This is a genomic window from Neobacillus sp. 204 (assembly GCF_046562815.1).
Lineage (GTDB): Bacteria > Bacillota > Bacilli > Bacillales > Cytobacillaceae > Neobacillus.
Window position 1 is genome coordinate 33,296 of record NZ_JBJORY010000003.1, and the last position, 21,837, is coordinate 55,132.

A 21,837-nucleotide genomic window follows, 5' to 3' on the forward strand; every position below is an offset into this window, starting at 1 on the left:
CTAATTCTGTATTTTTATCCAACCGATAGAATTATTATACAACAAGTTCCATAGAAAATGAAACTATTATTCTAGTAAAAGTTTTAAAATTGCTTTTTGAGCATGGAGACGGTTCTCAGCTTCATCAAAAACGACTGAATGTGGACCATCAATTACTTCTGCTGTTACTTCTTCACCACGGTGGGCTGGTAAACAATGCAAAAAGATAAAATCATCCTTTGCTAATTTGCATAGTTCTTCATTTACTTGGAAACCTTGGAATGCTTTCAATCTCTTTTCCGTTTCTTCTTCCTGCCCCATACTGGTCCAAACATCTGTTACAATAACATCTGCGCCTTTCACTGCTTCTTCGGGATCATTTGTAATGAGTAGTGAACTTCCAGTTTGTTTTCCAATTTTAATGGCATTTTCAGTTATTTTACCATTAGGCAAATAGCCTGGTGGACTGGCAATGCTAATATCCATTCCCACTTTCATAGCGCCCTCCATTAGCGAATGGGTCATATTGTTATTCCCATCACCAATATAGCAAAGCTTTAAGCCAGCCAATTTTCCTTTATGCTCTAGTATTGTTAACAGATCTGCCAACACTTGAGTTGGATGCTGAAGGTCGGTTAAGCCATTAATAACTGGTACTGTTGCATGTTCAGCTAACTCCTCGACGGAATAATGTGAAAAAGTTCGAATCATTAAGCCATCTACATACCGTGACAACACTTTTGCGGTATCTGAAATACTTTCTCCTCTTCCTAATTGGATATCTTTTGTACTTAGGAATATCGCATGGCCACCGAGCTGCAACATCCCTACTTCAAATGATACCCTTGTACGGGTAGAGGATTTTTCAAAAATCATTCCTAAAACCTTTCCCGCTAAATACGGATGAGGTTTTCCTTGTTTTTGGAGTTTCTTCATCTCTATCGCCTCGTTGAGAAGATAGAGGATTTGATCTGTACTGAAATCGGAAAGCTGTAAAAAATCTTTCCCTTTCAGTTCCAGCACGGTTTTATTACTGATTTCGAATAAATTAATAGCCTCACCCATGAACGGCACCTCTTTCTTCCAACTTGTAATATTCATTCACTGAACGTACCCCAAAATCGGATTGCGTCCCTTTTTCAAGGTCGATTATCGCTTCAATTGTATCTAAGTGTGTAAATACTGGCACTTTGTATCGAACGGCATGTTCACGAATCTGGAACCCAAATTTAATTTTATTACGACCTTGGTTCGGTATATTAATTACAGCCTTCATAGACTGGTTGCGGAAAAGTGTAATGACCTCATTATCATCTTTAATCACTTTTTCAACTTGAATCCCATGGTGTTGAAAATAGGCAGCTGTCCCCTCTGTAGCAACAATCTTGTATTGTTTTTTTACCAGTTCTAGCATGATTGGGAGTGATGCTTGCTTATCGCGATCGGCAATGGAACAAAATAGATAATTTTCATCTGATTGTCCGCCAAAAGATGGAATCGACTTTTCAAGTGCTTCTTGATAGGTTACACCCATCCCAAGTGCTTCACCAGTTGATTTCATTTCAGGTCCTAGCACATGGTCGACACCTTTAAGTTTACTAGATGAAAACACCGGTGATTTTACTGAAAAATAATCAGGTTCATCCATTAGTCCCGTTGTTGAACCTAAATCGATTAGCGTTTCTCCTAATTGTACTCGAGTCGCCCATTCAATCATCGGTATTCCAGTAACCTTACTCATAATTGGCACCGTTCTAGACGAACGTGGATTGACTTCAAGTACATTAACCTGATCTTGATAGATAACAAATTGAATGTTCATGATTCCGATCACTGGTGCTGAGTTAGCAATTTTTCCAGCATAATCAATTAATGTCTTTTTAACTTTATCTGACAGTGAAAGCGGCGGGAATACCGAAATACTATCTCCAGAATGAACTCCAGCTTTTTCTATATGTTCAAAAATTCCCGGCACGACGATATTTTCCCCATCACAAATGGCATCAATCTCGCATTCAAGTCCAGGTAAATATTTGTCTACTAATAAAGGCCACATTGTAGCTTGCGAATTTTTCTCGAGTTGAGCTATATATTGATTTAATTCCGCTTCTGAAAAAATCGTAAACATTGATTGACCGCCAATGACATAGGATGGTCTCACTAAAACTGGATAGCCTAACGTAGCAGCTGCTTTTTTCAGTTCTTCGGGGTGCGTCACTGTTTGCCCTTCAATATGTGGAATATTTAAATCCTCTAACAGTTGATAGAATTCTTTCCGATCTTCTAAGCGATCGACATTTTCCACGGATGTGCCTAAGATTTTCACACCCTCTTCTTCTAATGCATGGGCGATATTAATCGCCGTTTGTCCGCCAAACTGAATCAATACACCATCGACCTTTTCTTTTTCGATGACATGAAGCACATCCTCAGCAGCAAGTGGTTCAAAATAGAGGCGGTCCGCAACAGAGTAATCGGTACTAACTGTCTCGGGGTTATTATTAATAACTACTGCCTCGTAGCCCTTTTTCTTAATCGCTTTTGCTGCATGTACTGAACAGTAATCAAATTCAATTCCCTGCCCGATACGAATCGGACCTGAACCAATAACGAGGATCTTTTTCTTATTGGTAACTTCAACCTCGTCAAACCCATGCCAGGTAGAATAATAGTATGGGGTGACGGCGTCAAATTCTGCCGAACAAGTATCAACCATCTTATAGCCAGGTTTCCAGTTGAGTTCTTTCCACTTGCTTCTTACCTGTTTTTCAGGAATTGCATAGATTTGCGCTAGCAACTTATCGGCGATATTATTCCTTTTTGCCTCTTTAAGCAAGGAAACTGGAACATCGCTCCATTTATAGGTCGCTAATTTCGTTTCTAACGTAACGATTGAGCTAATTTTGTGCAAAAACCATGGATCAATCTCAGTTAATTGTTGAACTTTATCAAGGCCGATTCCTCTTCTAAATGATTCTGCAATGATGAACAGCCGTTGGTCATTCGCCTGTTTAAGAAGTTCATGCAAGGTCTTCTCTTCCACAAATTTATTTCCCTGGAGGCAGAGCCCATACACATTCATTTCCATTGAGCGAATGGCTTTATTTAAAGCCCCTTCAAAGGTCCGATCGATCGCCATTACTTCCCCAGTAGCCTTCATTTGCGTTCCTAAGGTGCGATCTGCTTCAGGAAATTTGTCAAAAGGAAAGCGAGGTAGTTTCACCACAATATAATCAATCGCTGGCTCAAATGATGCAAAAGTATTACCTGTTATCGGATTCACAATCTCATCCAAATGATATCCTACCGCACACTTTGCTGCCATCCTCGCAATCGGATAACCAGTTGCTTTAGATGCAAGTGCCGAAGAACGGCTTACCCTTGGATTGACTTCGATAATGTAATACTGATTGGATGCCGGATGAAGTGCAAACTGGATGTTACAGCCACCGATAATCTTTAATTCTTTAATTACTTTTATCGAAGAATCACGAAGCATTTGATATTGGACATCTGTTAATGTTTGCGATGGGGCGACGACAATCGAATCTCCCGTATGAACACCAACTGGGTCCATATTTTCCATATTACAAACAATGATGCACGTATCATTAGCGTCTCTCATAACCTCATATTCTATTTCTTTCCAGCCTTTAATACTTCTTTCAACTAACACTTGATGAATCGGACTGGCTGCTAAGCCTTTTTTTAGAACCGTTTCAAATTCTTCTTCATTATAGGCAAAGCCGCCTCCATCCCCTCCAAGGGTATACGCAGGTCGAATAATAACAGGAAATCCAATTTCTTTAACAAAGGATACCCCTTCTTCGAAGCTGTGAATAATGGCAGACTCAGGAATGGGCTCCCCAATTTTAAGCATCAAACTGCGGAACCTTTCTCTATCCTCACCATTTTTGATGGATTCGACAGATGTTCCTAATAACTCCACGTTATATTTTTCTAAAATATTCTGTTCGTAAAGGTCCACCGTTAAATTCAAGCCGGTTTGACCGCCTAGTGTGCCAATAATCCCATCTGGTTTTTCTTTTTGGATGATTTTTTCAATGGTTTCAACAGTAAGCGGTTCAATATATACCTTATCGGCAACTGCTTCATCAGTCATGATGGTTGCCGGGTTATTATTAATTAAAACAACTTCAATTCCTTCTTCTTTCAAGGCTATACATGCCTGTGTACCTGCATAATCAAATTCTGCCGCCTGCCCAATAACAATGGGACCTGATCCAATCACTAATACTTTTTTTAAGCTGTTATTTAATGGCATATACTGTCTCTCCCATTGATGCGATCTGACTTACAAATTCTTTTAAGATATATTCTGTATCGCTTGGCCCTGGATGGGCTTCCGGATGAAATTGCACGGTTTGAATTGGAAAGTTCTTATGCTTTAACCCTTCAATAGAACGATCATTTACATTACGGTAAGTGACAGCAAATACTTTGGTGTCAATACTTTCATCAACCACAACATAGCCATGGTTTTGTGCAGTAATTTTGACTTTTCCAGTCAATAGTTCCTTAACCGGATGGTTACCACCGCGATGTCCGTAGGCTAGTTTTGTTGTTTTTGCCCCATATGCAAGGGCGATTAACTGATGTCCTAAACAAATCCCTAGCGAAGGATAGTTTTGGGTTATCTTTTTTATTTCTGGAAACCATTTTTTCAATTCCATCGGATCCCCAGGGCCGTTGCTGAACAGGACACCATCTGGATTCAAGGCTTTGATTTTTTCATAAGGTGTATTGTAAGGAACAATGGTAACCGCACAATCCTCATCCAGCAGAGCATTGAGAATCGACTTTTTATATCCAAAATCCATTAGGACCACATGTGGGCCGTTATTTTTGAAAGATTGAATTTTTTTGGTTGATACCTTTTCTACCCAAAATGAAGCTTTTTCGGATGCTGAAATTTCGCAGTTCTTGGATTGGCTTAAATACCCTTTTACCGTCCCGCGACTGCGAATGGTCTTTACTAAAAGTCGTGTATCAATTCCTGCAATTCCCGGAACTCCAGCGTCTTTAAGTTTTTCTGAAAATTTATTGATTGATTGATAATGGCTCGGTGTTTCACATAAATCACCGATGATGACCCCTGATAAAGCTGGTGTGATACTCTCATTATCGATCGCATTTATCCCATAACTTCCGATGATTGGATAACAGAACGTAATAATTTGTCCTGCGTATGAGGGGTCGGTGATAATCTCTTGATACCCAGTCATGCTAGTATTAAAAACTACTTCCCCGAGAGACTCTTTTTCGGCACCAATTAGGACTCCTTCAAAGACTTCTCCCGTTTCCAAAGTAAGGTATCCATTCTGCAAAATATTCACTCGCCTTTCTCTATACTTTGGAAAGTTTTTTCCAATGCTTTAATAAATTCATTTATTTCTTCTATTGTTACCGTTAACGGCGGTAAAATCCTTACTACATTTGGTCCGGCCGTTAAAATAAGAAGTTGGTTGGTGATCGCTTTTTGAACAATTTCTAAGGCATTTGTTTCAACAACAATTCCCTTTAGCAGACCTAGTCCGCGGATATCTTTTATAAATGAGTACTTTTCCTTTAAGAAATGCAGTTTTTTATCTAAGTACGATGCCATTTCATTTGCTTGTTTTAATATGTTCGTATCTTTTATATGTGTAACCGTTGCGACTCCTGCAGCGGTGGCTAATGGGTTTCCTCCAAAGGTACTGCCGTGGCTGCCTGGGTCAAAGCCTTTGGCCGCTTCTTCTTTTGCAATTATCGCTCCGATTGGAAAACCTGAGCCAAGACCTTTGGCAATGCTAATGACATCGGGCTCAATCGAGTACTGTTCATATGCAAAGAGTGTCCCTGTTCTTCCGATTCCTGTTTGGATTTCGTCAACCATCAAGAGGATTTCTCTTTCTTTACAAATTTTTGCAAGTTTATTTACCCATTCTTGATTTGCAGGAATGACTCCCCCTTCGCCTTGGACAAGTTCAAGGAGAACGGCTGCAGGTTCAATGGTATAAAGCAATTCAAGCGCTTCTTCATCATTAAATGGCAGATAGGTAAACCCTGTTACTAACGGATAAAATCCTTGCTGAATTTTTTCTTGTCCTGTGGCCGATAAGGTTGCTAGTGTTCTCCCATGAAAGGATTGCTGGAAGGTTACAATTTCCGGTGCTTCTATTCCTTTCACTTTGTTGGCATATCTTCTTGCTAATTTAATTGCTGCTTCATTCGCTTCCGCTCCACTATTACAAAAGAAAACCTGATCCCCGCAACTATTGGCTGTAAGAAGTGCTGCCAGCTTCTGCTGATTTGGGATGTTATAGAGATTTGAACAGTGCCATAAATTCTGTAATTGATCTTCAAGTTTTTCTTTTACGACATCCGGAACATGCCCTAGGTTACAAGTCGCTATTCCGGAAGTGAAATCTAGATATTGTTTTCCCTGATCATCCCACACATAGCTTCCTTTTCCTTTAACGACTGTGACAGGGAAGCGAGTATATGTTGCCATTACAGGCGATGTTAGTGTTATGGAATTATTGATTGACATTACGCGATCCCCTCTTCTAAGACAATTTTAGTTCCAGTCAATTTACCATTCGTATAATCTATTAAGCTACTATTTTCAAATCCGTTTATGATACTAACTTCGGGTATTTTATGGACAAGACCGTCAATGGCGGCTTTTACTTTAGGAATCATCCCACCATAAATAGTCTTGTTTTTTATTAGTTCCTCGATTGTTGCCTTTGAGACTTTATCAAGTTTTGTCTTAGTACCATTCTTTTCAACTAAGATTCCAGGAATATCACTGATAAAGCAAAGATTTGCCCCCAATGCTTTAGCAATCGCCGAGGCAGCAATATCACCATTTATGTTATACCTTTGTCCACCTGCATCGATGCCGACTGGAGAAATTACTGGAATATTTCCTTGGGCAATGATTCCTTCAATTACTTCGTGATTGACCTCGACAACTTCACCAACAAAGCCTAATGTGTCAGCATTTTTGATTGGCATAGCTTTTAATAGACAACCATCTACACCACTAACGCCAAGGGCCTTTCCTCCAACTTCGATAATGTTACGGACAACTTGTTTGTTGACGGAACCGCTCAATACCATTTCAACTATATCTAATACTTCGTGATTGGTAACTCTCAGACCATTCACAAACGTGGTTTCAACGTTTAAATTTTTTAATAAGGATGTGATGAGTGGACCGCCGCCATGAACGATGATTGGTGTCCATTCGCTTGATTCATGAAGAGAAACGATATCTTCATAAAAGGATCTTGGAAGATTATCTAACACACTTCCTCCGCACTTAATGACTATATATTTCATTCTCTCGTCCTCCCTTACGTGCGGTAGGATGCGTTGATTTTCACATAATCATAAGTTAAGTCGCATCCCCAGGCTGTAGCGGTATATTCACCTTGGTTTAATTCAACAGTCAATTTCACATTTTCCGATTCCAAGTATTCCTTTACTTGTTCCTCTACAAAGTTACTTGGCAGTCCATTTTCAAATACCGTGAAAGGTCCGATTGCCACCTTAATCGCGTTAGGTTCAACAGGTACACCGCTATATCCGATAGCCGTAACAATTCTCCCCCAGTTTGGATCCGTCCCATAAATAGCAGTTTTTACAAGATTGGAAGAAATAATTGCTTTACCAACTGCACTTGCTGCATTTTGGCTGTAGGCTCCATTAACTTGAACTTCTACCAGTTTTGTAGCACCCTCACCATCTCTTGCAATTTTTTTAGCGAGGGACTCACTTACGATTTTTAACCCTTGTTTGAAAATATTCCATTCTGGGTGGTCTTTAGTTAGTTGATTATTCTCTGCTAACCCATTTGCCATAACTAAGACCATATCGTTTGTACTTGTATCACCATCAACTGTTATCATATTAAATGTTTGGTTAGTGACTTCTCTAAGTGCTGTAAGCAGGTCTTCTTGGGCAATGTTTGCATCTGTTGTTACAAATCCGAGCATGGTCGCCATGTTTGGGTGAATCATTCCCGATCCTTTTGATGCTCCACCGATGGAAACAGTCTTTCCATCGATCGTCATTTGCACTGCTGTATGTTTGACACAAGTGTCGGTTGTTAGGATAGCTTTTTTAAAGTTATTTTCATCTTGGTTCTCTTTATTTAGGATTTGTTTTATCCCCGATAGCACTTTATCCATTGGTAAAAGCTCTCCGATGACTCCGGTTGAAGTAACAGCAACGAGATGTTCTTCTATGCCCAATTCATTTGCAAAACTCTTTTGCATAGCGAATGCATCAAGTAAACCCTGTTCACCTGTACATGCATTAGCATTTCCTGAGTTCACAATAATTGCTTGAACTTTATTCTCCTTTGCGATACTTTCTTGGGTAACTAACAACGGAGCTGCTTGAAAGATGTTGGTTGTATACACTCCTGCTGTTGTTGCAGGTACTTCTGAAACGATATATCCTAAATCAAGTCGTTTTCTTTTTATTCCACAGTGCATTCCGCCTGCTTTGTACCCCTTCGGTAAGGTAACACTACCTTCTTCTATTACAACGATCTCATTCGTAGATGTAGCTTGTGTCAATTTAATTTCCCCCTTCGTTCATCTAAAAATCAAGGTAGTTTTTATTATTTATGGATACATAGGAATGTCCGTGAGCCCCATTCGCTCATCCCAGCCATTCATCAAATTAAAGTTTTGAATGGCCTGCCCAGCAGCCCCTTTAACCAAATTATCAATAACTGAAATGATAGTTAACCGGTTTGTTCTTTCGTCAACATGCAGCCCAATATCACAATAATTACTTCCAGAGACCTCTTTTGTTGAAGGAATATTTCCTTCAGGCCGTACTCTTATAAAACGAGATTCTTTATAAAATTGTTTATATAACTCGATAACTTTTTGTGTTGAAATTTCTTCTTTAAGGTTCACATACATCGAGCACATAATTCCCCTTGTCATAGGTACAAGATGGGTAGTAAAAGTAACGGTCACTGGACTTCCACTCTCATCTGTAAGGACTTGCTCAATTTCCGGTATATGTTGATGTTTTCCTAATTTATAAGCTTTAAAGTTTTCATTGATTTCGGAGTAATGTGCCGTTAATGACAGCCCTCTTCCTGCTCCAGAAACACCAGATTTTGCATCAATGATTATCGACTTTTCATCTGCTAAGTTTGTATTTAATACCGGAATAAGACCCAGCGTTGTGGCGGTTGGATAACAGCCAGGATTAGCTATTAAGTTAGCATTCTTTATTTCTTTTGCATAAATTTCACTTAATCCGTAGGTTGCTTGTTGCAAATATTTATCTTCTGCTGGTGAATGCTTATACCATGTTTCATATATATCACCGGACCTTAGCCGGAAATCTCCAGATAAATCAATACATTTTATTCCCCTATCAACTAGTTGTGGCAAAAGTTTGCTGCTCACACCTGAAGGGGTTGCAAAAAATACAATATCGTTCTTTTCAGACAATTCATCAACATCTAATTTTTCAAGTGGTTGATCAGCAATGCCTGAAAGGTGAGGATAAATTTCGCTAAAGCTAGACCCTGATTGTGAGTTAGATACAACTGAGCCAACCTCCAAATAAGGGTGTTTATTGATTAACCTTACTAATTCAATCGATCCATACCCGGTTCCACCGATAATTGCAGCCTTCAATTTACCCATCTCCTAAGTTGCTTTCATAATGAATTATTATACATAGTTTTATATAATTATTCAATGAAAAAATAGCTTAATTTTCTGTTTTTAATGAAAATAATCCCCCTTGTTCGTGAAAACGCTTTCATTTTTAAATGTAAGATTATACAATTTTTATGCATAGTGATGTATATAAAAAAACCATTTATTAGGCGACCCTTCACTCATAAATAAAAATAAAAAAGCACCCAGTGAGTGCTTTTCAAATGTTTATAAACTTGCATGTAACAGGTTTAATACGTTTCTTAATTCATTAACTGCCACCTGTCCTGGCGCAGAGGCTTTTTTTGCTGCTCCAAAGGTAAGAGCTGAGCCAAATAATTCTCCGGACAATCGACTAATGACTCCTTTACCTGCCATAGACATGGTAATGAAAGGTCGATCAGCATACTGCTCGTTCATTGTATTAGTTGCGTCTAAGAGAGTAAGCACATCCGCCGTATTAGTTGGCATCACGGCAATTTTCGGTAGATCTCCACCCAATTCCTGTGCTTTTCGTAATCTCGAGATAATTTCTTCCTTTCCAGGTGTCTTATGAAAATCATGGTTAGAAATAATTACATAGACATTTTTGGCATGTGCAACTTCAATTAAGCCTTTGACCTCATTTTCATCATTGAATAATTCAACATCAATGATATCGATCATGCCCATTTCTACTATCGTCTTGTTTAATTCAAAATAGAACGAAGTGGAAATTTCCTTATTTCCGCCTTCTTTATGACTTCGAAAAGTAAAGATAAGTGGTGTTTTAGGCAGAATCGTTCGAATTTCAACTAGAGCCTTTTTCACTTGCTCAATATTTTCCACTTGATCAAAAAAGTCGACCCGCCACTCGACCACATCTAAGTCGATATTTTTAAGAAATACCGCCTCTTCCTTTAATTCTGCTATGGATTCCCCCACTAAAGGCACACAGATTTTTGGGATTTCCTCCCCAATTGTGAGGCCTCTAACAGTAACCGTTTTAGACATTTTCCCCACTCCTCGTTTATCTTTTTAAAATTTTCAAGAGCAGTCTTGGTTTATTCCGAATAAGAAATTAATTCTTTTACAATTTGGTCAGCAATTTCTTCCGTATTTTTGTGATCGGTAGAAATCTTCAAATGATGGTTCCGATAAATATCTTGTCTTTTATAAAAAAGCTCTTCCATTTCTTCCATAGACTTTCCTTGTAAAACAGGGCGACTGTCAATAATTAACCCTAATCGATCCTTCCAGGCTTCCAATGATAGTTCGAGGAAAATAACCATACAAGATGCCAAACAGGTCTCCCTAATCTCCCTTTGAAGGAAAGCTCCTCCACCAACAGAAATAACCTTTTGCTTTTGTTCTGCTAGACTTTGAATTAAACTTTTTTCTCTATCTCTAAACTCTTTCTCACCAAATTCAGTAAAAATTTGCGACACAGGCATGTTATATTCTTTTTCAATTCTTTCATCAATATCAATAAATTCTCGATTGAGTTTAGTAGCAACTTTCTTGCCAATAGTAGTTTTTCCAACACCCATAAACCCAATAAATACAATACTCTTGTCTCTTCTCTCCAAAATACCCCAGACCTCCAATTGGATAAATCAAATTATTAAGCATAATTATAATGCTATTTTGAGATTTTAGACAATTATAAGAATAATTTATTGGTGCCTGACACCAAAAGAAAGAGACCCACACAGGAGTCTCTACGTCTATTGTTTCATTTTCGGATCAAGAATGTCCCTCAGCCCATCGCCCATTAAGTTAAACCCGAGCACGGTTAGCATAATAGCTACCCCCGGGAAGAATAATGTCCATGGTGCCTGCGTGATATAGTTTTTAGAATCAGCAAGCATTTTCCCCCACTCCGGTGTTGGTGCCTGTGCCCCCATTCCTAAAAAGCCAAGGGCAGCCGCCTCAATAATTGCCGTAGCAATCGCTAGTGTAGCTTGGACGATTACTGGCGATATGCTATTCGGTAAAATGTGGCGAAGGAGTATTCGTGTATCCTTCATTCCGACAGCACGTGCAGCCATAATATATTCTTCCTGTTTTACGCTTAATACCTTAGAGCGAACTAGTCGTCCAAAGTTCGGGATGTTTATCACAGCAATTGCAATTAACGCGTTTTGCAATGAAGGTCCTAAGATAGATACAACAGCAATTGCCAATAGAATACTTGGAAAGGCAAGCATAATATCAAAGATTCGTGAGATAATCGCATCTACCCAGCGTCCATAGTATCCAGCTACAATTCCAAGGAAGGTCCCTGCCACAACAGACCCTAAGACTGAGAAAAAGCCCACCCACAAAGATATTCTAGCCCCGTAAACAATTCGAGAAAAAATATCGCGTCCAAAATCATCTGTCCCAAACCAATGATCACTTGAAGGCGGGAGCATTCGATCGGTTAAGACTTGTTCTTTATAGCTATATGGTGCAATCACTGGAGCGATCACAGCAATAATAATAAAAAAGACGACGATTCCTAAACCAATTACCGCTAACCGATTTTTATAGAAAGAAAGACAAGCTTCCTTCCATAGAGGTGTCAGCTTTTCTTCAACAATTACCGCCGTTAAATTTGTCGGATTTTTTGCAAGTTCCGCCACTTTAAGTTCCCTCCTCTATTTCGTATATTTAATTCGTGGGTCCACAATTACATACAATAAGTCCACAATTAAATTAATAAGAACAAAAATTGCCGCAATAATTAAGATCCCTGACTGAATGACCGGATAATCACGGTAGCCGATCGCATCATAGAGATATCTTCCAATGCCTGGCCAGCCAAAGATTGTTTCTGTTAAAATAGCTCCTCCAAGTAATAGACCTGTTTGCAATCCAATAATAGTCAGAACAGGAATAACAGCATTTTTTAAGGAATGTTTATACACTACCCAGAACATGCTTAATCCTTTTGCTCTTGCAGTACGTACATAATCCGACTTCATCACCTCGAGCATCGTAGCCCGGGTCATTCTAGCAATAATCGCCATTGGAATCGTAGCAAGTGCTACGCTTGGCAGTATCAAATGTTTTAAGACCGTTATAAATTGTTCAAATCTCCCTTGTAATAGGGTATCTATTAAATAAAAATTGGTAATCGCTGCAACAGGATCTCTCACATTCTCTCGTCCTGTCGTCGGTAACCATCCTAATTCAATTGAAAATACCCATTGTCCCATTAAACCAAGCCAAAAGATCGGTAGTGATACCCCAATAAGGGCAAGGACCATTGCAGCATAATCAAACCATGATTTGGAGAACCAAGCACTGACGATCCCAGCATTAACTCCAACAATGATGGCGATAAGCATGGCTACGACCGTCAGTTCTGCCGTCGCAGCTAAGTAAGTCCATATTTCTTCATTAATAGGACCCCTTGTCCGAAGGGAGACTCCTAAATCCCCATGAATTAAGGAATTGATATAATCTAGGTATTGTATGTACCAGGGCCTATCCAACCCTAATTCCTTTGTTAACGTGGCAATTGATTCTGCCGTTGCTCTCTGTCCAAGAATGACCTGAGCGGGATTTCCTGGAATAGCATGGATAATAGCAAATACAACAAGTGTCATCCCAATTAAAACAGGTATTAATGAAAACACACGGCGGACTGTATAAGTTAACAATATATTCACCTCATCGAATAGCGTAAGCGCCTTACTAGACGCTACAGCTAGACATTTTTTTCACAAAAAAAAAGAATGGATTTTAGTTAACAAAAGGGGAGGCAAAGCTTCCTCCCCTTTCTGCCAATATTATTTAAATTCAACTTTTGTCAGCGCTTCTGATCCAGTTGGGTGTGGTAAGTAATTTGCAACGTCTTTACCTGCTGCTAACAGCGGTGTAGAGTGAACAAGTGGAACCCATGGAGCATCATCGTGGATGATGACTTGTGCTTCTTCGTAAAGTGCATTACGCTTCGCTTGATCAACTTCTGTTTGTGCTTTAATTAGGACGTCATGTAATTTGTCATTGCTATACTGGGAGTAGTTATTACTTCCAATGCTGTCTTTATCCAGCAATGTGTATAAGAAGTTATCAGCGTCACCGTTGTCACCTGTCCAGCCAAGCATGAACATATCAAATTCACCTTTTGCTGCTTTATCTAAGTAAGTAGCCCAGTCCACAGATTGGATTTTGGCTTTGACATTGATTTTGCTTAAGCTCTCTTGAATCACTTCAGCTACTTTTTGTGCTTCTGGCATATAAGGGCGAGCTACAGGCATTGCCCATAAATCGATTGTAAATCCTTTTTCGTACCCAGCTTCTTTTAACAATGCTTTAGCTTTTTCTAAATCATATGGATACGGCTCAACTGCTTTATTGTAGCCTTCGATGGAAGGAGGCATTGGATTGACAGCAGCAAGGGCTTTCCCACCATAAAACGCATCAATGATTGATTTCTTATCGACAGCGTAGTTAATCGCTTGACGAACGAGTTTATTATCAAATGGTTTACGAGTAGTAGTTAAACCAATATAACCAACATTCATTGATGGACGTTCAATCACTTGAAGATTGGCATTTGCTTTAACAGTAGCTTCATCTGAATTGTTTAGTCCATCCATCACGTCGATTTCGCCATTAGCAAGAGCATTAAGACGTGCAGTATTTTCAGGGATTACACGGAAAATAACTTTGTTTAACTTAGGTAAGCCTTTTTGCCAATAATCAGGGTTCTTCTCAAGTGTAATTGTATCGTTTTCTTTCCACTCAACGAATTTAAATGGACCGGTTCCAACTGGATTTTGTCTAAACTTGTCACCGTATTTTTCAACAGCCGTAGGGCTAGCAATTCCAAACGGAGACATGGCCAGGTTCTTTAAAAATGGAGCTTGTGGACGTTTTAGCACAAATTGAACGGTATTGGCATCAATTGCTTTGACTTCTTTAATTACGTGGCCTTCATCCTTTTTATATCCGCCAAACATTGTGTAGTAAGGGAATTTGTCGGAATCTCCGTTCATCCAGCGGTCAAAGTTGAAAACAACCGCATCTGCATTAAAATCAGTACCGTCATGGAACTTAACTCCTTGACGAAGCTTGAATGTGTAAGTTAAGCCGTCAGGTGTAACTTCCCACGATTCAGCAAGCCCTGGATTAATAGTGGTATCTTGATCACCATATTGGATCAAAGTTTCATAGATGTTTTCTGTTACTTTGAATGCTTCACCTTCAGTTGTAGTGATCGGATCTAGTGATGTAGAATCTCCTCCACGACCATAAACTAGTGTATCCTTTTTAGATTCACTTCCACCTGCAGGATCCTTTTTGCCTCCTGTTGCTTCATTCGTTTTGCCGCTACAGCCAACTAAAAACATGCTGATGGCTAATAGAGAAATCAACAGCAGTTTAAAAGACCTTTTCTTCATAAGATTTTTACCCCCTTATATTTTTGTTTTTTATCATAAATGCCGCAAATCACTTGTTATATAAGTGACATGCGACAAAATGACCGTTAAGATTTTGTTCCGCTGGTCTAGTATTTTTACAAATATCCATCACCTGTGAGCATCGTGTGTGGAAGGCACAGCCAGAAGGAGGATTAGCTGGACTAGGAAGTTCTCCTTCGATTAAAATTGTTTCCCTCTTAATATCTGGGTCTGGTATTGGTACAGAAGAAAGAAGTGCCTTTGTGTAAGGATGCTTTGGATTTTCATAAAGTTCCACACTATCAGCTAACTCTATTAATCTTCCTAAATACATCACACCCACGCGATCGCTAATATGTCGTACAACCCCTAAATCATGCGCGATAAATATGTAAGTAAGCTGGAATTCCTTTTGGATATCCTTCATCAGGTTAAGAACCTGGGCTTGAATCGATACGTCGAGCGCTGAGACAGGCTCATCCGCAATAATTAGTTTGGGCTTAGTCATTAACGCTTTTGCAATCCCAATCCGCTGACGCTGACCACCACTAAATTGGTGTGGATATCTTTTGGCATGGTAACTGCTTAAGCCCACCACCTCAAGCATATCTCTCACTTGCTTTTGGCGTTCCTCTTTGGTACCAATTCCATGAACGACCAGCGGTTCCTCAAGAATCTGTTCGATTGAGTGTCTTGGATTAAGCGACGCATAGGGATCTTGAAAAACCATCTGGATATCCCGGCGAGTTTTTCTTAATTCAGACTTTGACATGCTGGTAATCTCTTTATCTTCAAAAACAATCTTTCCGTCACTCGCTTCAATCAAACGCATGAGCAGACGGCCGGTAGTAGATTTGCCGCAGCCGCTTTCACCAACGATGCCCAAAGTCTCCCCTTTTCTAACATAAAAAGATACATCGTCAACCGCTTTGACTTCTCCTTGTTTCTTGCCAAATAGCCCGCCTGTAATCGGAAAGTACTTTTTTAAACCATTAACTTCAAGAAGTAACTCCGACATGGATGTCTCTCCCCTCCTTCAATTTATGTAGGAAACAGCGTACTTCATGTCCGTCTTTTTCCGTTTTAAATAAATCTGGTGTGTTTTCCTGGCATTGAGCGAATGCCTCCCCACATCTAGCCGCAAACCGGCATCCCTTTTGGATCGTGCCAGGAGTAGGGACTGTGCCTGGAATACTATAAAGCCGTTCCTTTTTCCCTCTTAAATCTGGGACGGATTTTAAAAGTCCCTTTGTATACGGATGTTGAGGATTTTTAAGAATGGTTCTAACATCACCCTGCTCTACGATTTGCCCAGCATACATGACAATTACCCGTTCACAAATTTCTGCCACAACACCTAAATCATGGGTAATGAGAATGACGGTTGTATTTGTCTTTTTATTTAAATCCTTCATTAATGCGAGGATCTGTGCTTGAATGGTTACATCAAGTGCTGTTGTGGGCTCGTCCGCAATCAACACCCTAGGATTGCAGGCCATTGCCATCGCAATCATAACCCGTTGCCTCATTCCGCCCGAAAGCTGGTGAGGATGCTCTTTAAGAATTCCGTCTGCCCTTGGAATTCCAACCAGTTTTAATAATTCAACACTGCGTACTATTGCTTCTCTCTTTGAAAGATCTGTATGTAATCGAATAGCCTCTATTAATTGATTGCCAATTGTAAACAGCGGATTTAGTGATGTCATTGGCTCTTGGAATATCATTGAAATTTGATTACCGCGGATTTTCCGCCACTCTTTTTCGGATAAATTCTTCAGGTCTTTTCCTTCAAAAATGATTTCACCATTCTCGATTTTTCCTGGAGGAGACGGAATCAGCCCCATCGCTGCTAGTGAAGTGACACTTTTACCACTCCCCGATTCACCGACGATCCCTAAAATTTCACCATCCTTTAAATCAAAACTGATACCATCAACAGCTGGAACGAATTTTTTCCCTGATTGAAAAGACACCTTTAAGTCTTTTATTCGAAGAATAGGATCCTTTTCCACATTTACACCTACCTGTACATTCGTTTGTTTTTATGAATTCCCACTAATCAGAAATATAATAATATAATAAATTTTAAAATAATTATGACATATATTACTTTATTCGTAATTGCGAATTTTGTCAATTATGTGAAAAAAGTACATAAATCACCTATAATACGTAGTCGCGTTAAAGTGATAATGTATCTTCTTTGCGTTATGTACGAAATTTTTTTATTTAAATATTAAAATACTAAAATTCATAAAAAATAATGAAAAAACCCTGTAAGACTATAGCTGTCTTACAGGGTTTTCTTCGGGAATCATAATTACTGGATCGTTTTTTTGATGGTACATATGCTTATTGCTTTTTTTATACTCTAATATTGTTCCCATAGACTAGTCTCCTGTTTCTTGTGTAAATAATTATTTTTTCATACCGGTATAAATATGAATGGCATCCCTTAAAAATTCTGCCGTACCTGGCTGTTCTTTATCATAATAAGCAGTAAATCGTTCATCATCTACGTACATTTGAGCAAGACCTGCATGGGCTTCCTTACTATATTCATTCCAATAGTAACATAACCATTGTTTATGGAGCTCAGCGGCTTTTTGAGCTAATTCCCCTGCAGGATCTCTAGTTTTAAAAGCTTCGGCTAGAGTTTCGGCAACAAGTTCCGCTAATTTAGTAACCTCATCATATTGCGCTTGTGTCATATTCTGTAGTTTGGCATTTGACTTATTTACGGCTTCATCACCGTACTTTTCACGAATTTCATTCCCGTACTTTTTCTCGTTTTCATCAATCATTTTTTTCTTAAAGCCCTCGAATTTTTCTTTATTTGACATTTTCATTCTCCCTTCTGTTACCGCAATCGTCTTTTCCACATTTGCGATCAACATTTCTAATTGTTCTTTTTTCTCAAGAAGTTTTTTACGATGTTCTTTCAGTGCTGCTGAACCATCAAACGAAGGTGCCGTTACGATTTCTTTTATGCTCTCTAAACTGATTCCTAACTCCCTGTAGAATAAAATTTGCTGTAAGCAATCCACTTCTGTTTGACCATAGATTCGATATCCTGACGAATTAATCCTTGCCGGCTTAAGAATTCCAATTTCATCATAATACCTAAGTGTTCTTGTGCTCACACCTGCTAGACTGCCAAGCTTCTGCACCGTATATTCCATTCTTTCACCTCCTTATGAACTAACGATACACCTTTACGCAACGTCAATGTCAATAACTATTATGCCTAAATCTAAAGCGGAAGTTTCCGTTTAAAGACGTATGAAAAAAGGTGCCTGACACCACTCATGGACATTTGTCCATCGGTGGTGTCAGGCACCCAATTAGTTTGTATATACTTGGTAGTTACCTCTTCCATTTTTCTTGGCTTGATATAAGGCGATGTCTGCTTGTTTTAGGAGCAATTTTTCATCTTGCTGATAGGGAGGTGTATAGAAGGATATTCCTATACTTGAGGCAATCTTTAGGTGATGATCCTCAATTATCCAATGGTCTTGAAAGGAGGATAACATCCGTTCAGCAATTTCTAATGCCTTACCCCTATCGTACAAATTAGTAATGAGGATGCCAAACTCATCTCCACCTATTCTAGCGAGTAAATCTTCCTCGCGAATACATGATTTTACACGTTTTGAAAATTCCTTAAGTAATTCATCACCAATATCGTGGCCTAGTGTATCATTAATTTCTTTAAATTTATCGATATCTAGATAAAACACAGCAAGTGTTCGATTAGACCTTTCTGAACGAACCATCTCTTCTTTTAAACTTTTTGAAAAGAAATTTCGATTAGGCATCCCAGTTAAATAATCATGAAGGGCATGGTGTTTTAATTGTTCTTCATACTTTTTTCTTTCAGAAATATCTTTATATACCACCACAGCTCCATCCCAAATTCCGTTCCGATCGTAAATAGGAGAATAAGACGCTAATACATCAATTACGTTCCCTTCTTTTGTAACCCGCTGAACTTCATGAGAAGGAACCACTTCACCCTGTTTAACCCTTTCTATTATTTCTTTTAAGTCTTCTTTACTGTCCATAGGAATAATACTGATCGTCCTATTGGTAATTATTTCTTCCTCCGTCCAGCCTAATAAATTTTCAAATGATTTATTAACAGATACAAAGTTTTCGTGCCGATCAAAGGTATACATTGCATCTGCGACACTATTCCAAACTAATTCAAAACGGTCATTTATCCTTTTTAATTCATTTTCTCGCTCTTTTCTTTCGGTTATATCGCGAACGACTGCCAACAAATGGGTACATTCGTCATTTTGATTACACGGAGTAATGGTAGATTCCCAATAAACTAACTGACAAGGAGCATACTTATTTTTGGGGCTTTTTGAGTACGATGAAGGCACAACAATCTTATCTTCATAAGTAATTGGCTCCTTCACAGCGATTGCTAGCTTGTATTTAACCTCGATGATTTTAAATACTTCCTCAGGTAAAACCTCTTCTAATGGCTTATCAAAGGAATTAGCCGTTAGTCCAGAAAAAAACTGAGCAGGCTCATTCGCGAGAAGGTAGCTAAACCGCCCATTGTTTTCCACCTTTGTAAGATAGACCAAATCAGACATGTTGTTAAATAATTTAAAAAACAGGTCGATTTTATTTAGTACTTCAAGATTATATTTATCTGCATTCATAATTCGCCTTCCATTAATGGGGGTTTTCTATAACCACATGTGTATTTTCGATAAGAATAGTTTCTCCTTTATATTCAGAGATAGTCATTTTTGAGTAATATTGCTTGGTCTTCTTCATCTTTCTTATGTTCATTATGTACTAGTGAGGTCCTTATCGGTAATTAGTACTTTACTAGGATTTACCGCCTTTTATTATATTAAAAGAAAAAATCATTCTAATCAGAAATTATTTACTATTCCAAAAAAACTTTCTTTTCCCCTTCAAACTATCTGAAATTCAGTATTATCAATGTTTTTCACCTTTGATAACTTATTTCCCAAAAAATGTTTTTGACAATTCAAAACTTAAGAAAGTATTATAATATAATAAAAGGGAGGTAATAACATGTCAAAAATGAATAGACAGAAAATTGTGGATAGTGTGCCTCAAACAGGATTTTTCGGACATCCTAAAGGACTATCTACTCTTTTCTTTACTGAGTTTTGGGAGCGCTTTTCTTACTATGGAATGAGGGCCATCCTCGTTTTCTATATGTATTATGAAGTTTCTAAAGGCGGACTGGGGATTGATCAAAATCTTGCGCTTTCTATCATGTCCATTTATGGATCACTTGTTTATATGTCCGGAATCATTGGCGGCTGGTTAGCTGACCGGATCTTCGGTTCTTCAAAAGCCGTGTTTTACGGTGGAATCTTAATTATGTTTGGACATATTGCCCTGGCTATTCCAGGCAGTGTTTCGATGTTCTTTGTATCTATGGTATTAATTGTCCTAGGTACTGGGATGCTTAAACCAAATGTTTCTTCTGCAGTAGGTGAATTGTACAGCGAAAAGGACGAACGTCGTGATGCTGGTTTCACTATTTACTATATGAGTATTAACTTGGGAGCATTCTTATCTCCTTTAATCGTTGGATCTGTAGGCAACTTCCATGTAGGTTTTGGTATTGCTGCGGTAGGTATGTTCTTAGGTTTAGTAGTATTTAGTCTTACAAAGAAAAAAAATCTTGGCCTTGCAGGGACAATGGTTGCAAACCCAATGGCACCAGCAGAAAAGAAAAAGGTCTTCACCATTATTGGTTTAGGTGTTATTATTATTGCTGTTTTATGTGCAGTTTTAATTCCAAACGGTCTTTTAACTTTTGCTAGCTTTATTAATATTGTCACATTCCTTGGTATTTTAATTCCGACGATTTATTTTGTTGTTATGTATCGCAGTCCAAAAACAACTGCTGTAGAACGTTCAAGGATTATTGCTTATATCCCGTTATTTATTGCAGCCGTTATGTTCTGGGCAATTCAAGAGCAAGGCTCAACCATCCTTGCTAGCTATGCAGACACACGTACACAATTACATTTTGCAGGTATCGAAATTAAGCCTGCGTGGTTCCAATCTTTAAACCCGTTATTTATTATTATATTTGCACCTGTATTTGCTTGGTTGTGGATTAAATTAGGAAAGCGTCAGCCAACAGTACCACAAAAATTCTCATTATCATTATTATTTGCTGGTTTATCATTCCTAGTTATTCTTATCCCAGCATATCTTGGCGGTACGGATTCATTGGTAAGCCCAATGTGGCTTGTTCTTAGTTATTTAATTGTTGTATTTGGTGAGTTATGTTTATCACCTGTTGGATTATCAGCGACTACTAAATTAGCGCCTGCAGCCTTCTCAGCACAAACGATGAGCTTATGGTTCCTAGCAAGTGCTGCTGCGCAAGCACTAAATGCGCAAGTTGTTAAATTCTACACACCTGAAACTGAAATGACCTACTTTGGTGTTATCGGTGGAGCATCCATCGCATTAGGTATTATCCTATTAATGTTAGCACCAAAGATTCAGGGCTTCATGAAAGGGATAAAATAAAAGCGTAAGCGTCCGTTTAGCGGCGTATGGACTGGAGCCCTTTGACTGAGATAAAGGAAACACGGAGAGCGTTAGCGATTCGATGTTGACTTATCGTAGGGAAAAGGGCGAAGTACACTAGCCGCTGGACGCTGGAGCTGGACAGTTATCTAAGTTCAGAATCCTTCATCGCTTTAAAGAAAAGGTGCCTAGCTTCTCATCCATTTATAACAGATGAAGAGGCTGGGCAC

Annotated in this window: 17 protein-coding genes; 1 reads left to right on the top strand and 16 read right to left on the bottom strand. The window is 38.8% G+C overall.

Annotation, left to right across the window (positions count from 1 at the left end):
- Positions 1 to 66: 66 nt before the first annotated feature.
- From argF to ACJ004_RS07490, 16 genes are all read right to left on the bottom strand, one after another.
- Positions 67 to 1,044: an ornithine carbamoyltransferase gene (gene argF / locus ACJ004_RS07415; RefSeq protein WP_410892641.1), complete on the bottom strand. Its 978-nt coding sequence runs from the start codon at positions 1,042 to 1,044 to the stop codon at positions 67 to 69.
- The gene (gene carB, locus ACJ004_RS07420) at positions 1,037 to 4,264 is read right to left on the bottom strand and encodes a carbamoyl-phosphate synthase (glutamine-hydrolyzing) large subunit (RefSeq protein WP_410892195.1); all 3,228 of its coding nucleotides are present in this window, start codon (positions 4,262 to 4,264) and stop codon (positions 1,037 to 1,039) included. Before carB ends, argF begins: the two co-directional genes overlap by 8 nt.
- Positions 4,251 to 5,327 (bottom strand): carbamoyl phosphate synthase small subunit, encoded by a 1,077-nt coding sequence (locus ACJ004_RS07425; RefSeq protein ID WP_410892642.1) that lies wholly within the window; start codon positions 5,325 to 5,327, stop codon positions 4,251 to 4,253. Before ACJ004_RS07425 ends, carB begins: the two co-directional genes overlap by 14 nt.
- 5 nt (positions 5,328 to 5,332) lie before the next feature.
- The gene (gene argD / locus ACJ004_RS07430; protein WP_410892196.1) at positions 5,333 to 6,532 is read right to left on the bottom strand and encodes an acetylornithine transaminase; all 1,200 of its coding nucleotides are present in this window, start codon (positions 6,530 to 6,532) and stop codon (positions 5,333 to 5,335) included.
- The gene (gene argB, locus ACJ004_RS07435) at positions 6,532 to 7,329 is read right to left on the bottom strand and encodes an acetylglutamate kinase (RefSeq protein ID WP_410892197.1); all 798 of its coding nucleotides are present in this window, start codon (positions 7,327 to 7,329) and stop codon (positions 6,532 to 6,534) included. Before argB ends, argD begins: the two co-directional genes overlap by 1 nt.
- A gap of 14 nt (positions 7,330 to 7,343) precedes the next feature.
- Positions 7,344 to 8,573, bottom strand: a complete 1,230-nt coding sequence (argJ, locus tag ACJ004_RS07440; protein ID WP_410892198.1) for a bifunctional ornithine acetyltransferase/N-acetylglutamate synthase — start codon at positions 8,571 to 8,573, stop codon at positions 7,344 to 7,346.
- A gap of 48 nt (positions 8,574 to 8,621) precedes the next feature.
- The gene (gene argC, locus ACJ004_RS07445) at positions 8,622 to 9,668 is read right to left on the bottom strand and encodes an N-acetyl-gamma-glutamyl-phosphate reductase (RefSeq protein WP_410892199.1); all 1,047 of its coding nucleotides are present in this window, start codon (positions 9,666 to 9,668) and stop codon (positions 8,622 to 8,624) included.
- A gap of 243 nt (positions 9,669 to 9,911) precedes the next feature.
- A complete protein-coding gene (aroD, locus tag ACJ004_RS07450; RefSeq protein WP_410892201.1) occupies positions 9,912 to 10,676 on the bottom strand; it encodes a type I 3-dehydroquinate dehydratase in 765 nt (254 codons plus the stop codon).
- Positions 10,677 to 10,726: 50 nt separating this feature from the next.
- Positions 10,727 to 11,254: a shikimate kinase gene (locus ACJ004_RS07455; RefSeq protein WP_410892643.1), complete on the bottom strand. Its 528-nt coding sequence runs from the start codon at positions 11,252 to 11,254 to the stop codon at positions 10,727 to 10,729.
- 135 nt (positions 11,255 to 11,389) lie between these two features.
- Positions 11,390 to 12,289 carry a nickel transporter permease gene (gene nikC / locus ACJ004_RS07460; protein WP_410892203.1) on the bottom strand — a complete coding sequence of 300 codons (900 nt, stop codon included), beginning with the start codon at positions 12,287 to 12,289 and terminating at the stop codon, positions 11,390 to 11,392.
- Positions 12,290 to 12,304: 15 nt separating this feature from the next.
- Complete coding sequence (locus tag ACJ004_RS07465) at positions 12,305 to 13,312, bottom strand: ABC transporter permease (RefSeq protein WP_410892204.1); 1,008 nt, start codon at positions 13,310 to 13,312, stop codon at positions 12,305 to 12,307.
- A gap of 129 nt (positions 13,313 to 13,441) precedes the next feature.
- Positions 13,442 to 15,058, bottom strand: coding sequence for an ABC transporter substrate-binding protein (locus ACJ004_RS07470; RefSeq protein ID WP_410892205.1), 1,617 nt, complete (start codon positions 15,056 to 15,058; stop codon positions 13,442 to 13,444).
- A gap of 49 nt (positions 15,059 to 15,107) precedes the next feature.
- Positions 15,108 to 16,076, bottom strand: coding sequence for an ABC transporter ATP-binding protein (locus ACJ004_RS07475; RefSeq protein WP_410892206.1), 969 nt, complete (start codon positions 16,074 to 16,076; stop codon positions 15,108 to 15,110).
- Positions 16,057 to 17,070 (bottom strand): ABC transporter ATP-binding protein, encoded by a 1,014-nt coding sequence (locus ACJ004_RS07480; protein WP_410892207.1) that lies wholly within the window; start codon positions 17,068 to 17,070, stop codon positions 16,057 to 16,059. Before ACJ004_RS07480 ends, ACJ004_RS07475 begins: the two co-directional genes overlap by 20 nt.
- Before the next feature lie 405 nt (positions 17,071 to 17,475).
- A complete protein-coding gene (locus ACJ004_RS07485) occupies positions 17,476 to 18,240 on the bottom strand; it encodes a MerR family transcriptional regulator (RefSeq protein ID WP_410892209.1) in 765 nt (254 codons plus the stop codon).
- Between the two features lie 162 nt (positions 18,241 to 18,402).
- Positions 18,403 to 19,737, bottom strand: a complete 1,335-nt coding sequence (locus tag ACJ004_RS07490) for a diguanylate cyclase domain-containing protein (protein ID WP_410892210.1) — start codon at positions 19,735 to 19,737, stop codon at positions 18,403 to 18,405.
- 385 nt (positions 19,738 to 20,122) lie between these two features.
- On the opposite strand from ACJ004_RS07490, the gene ACJ004_RS07495 reads away from it, so the two are divergent.
- A complete protein-coding gene (locus ACJ004_RS07495; protein ID WP_410892211.1) occupies positions 20,123 to 21,607 on the top strand; it encodes a peptide MFS transporter in 1,485 nt (494 codons plus the stop codon).
- Positions 21,608 to 21,837 lie beyond the last annotated feature (230 nt).

What these genes read in the sequence shown, in the direction of transcription:
- ACJ004_RS07470 (WP_410892205.1), bottom strand. Translation starts at nt 15,058, where the DNA reads ATGAAGAAAAGGTCTTTTAAACTGCTGTTGATTTCTCTATTAGCCATC.
- ACJ004_RS07485 (WP_410892209.1), bottom strand. Translation starts at nt 18,240, where the DNA reads ATGGAATATACGGTGCAGAAGCTTGGCAGTCTAGCAGGTGTGAGCACA.
- ACJ004_RS07475 (WP_410892206.1), bottom strand. Translation starts at nt 16,076, where the DNA reads ATGTCGGAGTTACTTCTTGAAGTTAATGGTTTAAAAAAGTACTTTCCG.
- ACJ004_RS07495 (WP_410892211.1), top strand. Translation starts at nt 20,123, where the DNA reads ATGTCAAAAATGAATAGACAGAAAATTGTGGATAGTGTGCCTCAAACA.
- argD (WP_410892196.1), bottom strand. Translation starts at nt 6,532, where the DNA reads ATGTCAATCAATAATTCCATAACACTAACATCGCCTGTAATGGCAACA.
- argF (WP_410892641.1), bottom strand. Translation starts at nt 1,044, where the DNA reads ATGGGTGAGGCTATTAATTTATTCGAAATCAGTAATAAAACCGTGCTG.
- argB (WP_410892197.1), bottom strand. Translation starts at nt 7,329, where the DNA reads ATGAAATATATAGTCATTAAGTGCGGAGGAAGTGTGTTAGATAATCTT.
- carB (WP_410892195.1), bottom strand. Translation starts at nt 4,264, where the DNA reads ATGCCATTAAATAACAGCTTAAAAAAAGTATTAGTGATTGGATCAGGT.
- ACJ004_RS07490 (WP_410892210.1), bottom strand. Translation starts at nt 19,737, where the DNA reads ATGAATGCAGATAAATATAATCTTGAAGTACTAAATAAAATCGACCTG.
- argC (WP_410892199.1), bottom strand. Translation starts at nt 9,668, where the DNA reads ATGGGTAAATTGAAGGCTGCAATTATCGGTGGAACCGGGTATGGATCG.
- aroD (WP_410892201.1), bottom strand. Translation starts at nt 10,676, where the DNA reads ATGTCTAAAACGGTTACTGTTAGAGGCCTCACAATTGGGGAGGAAATC.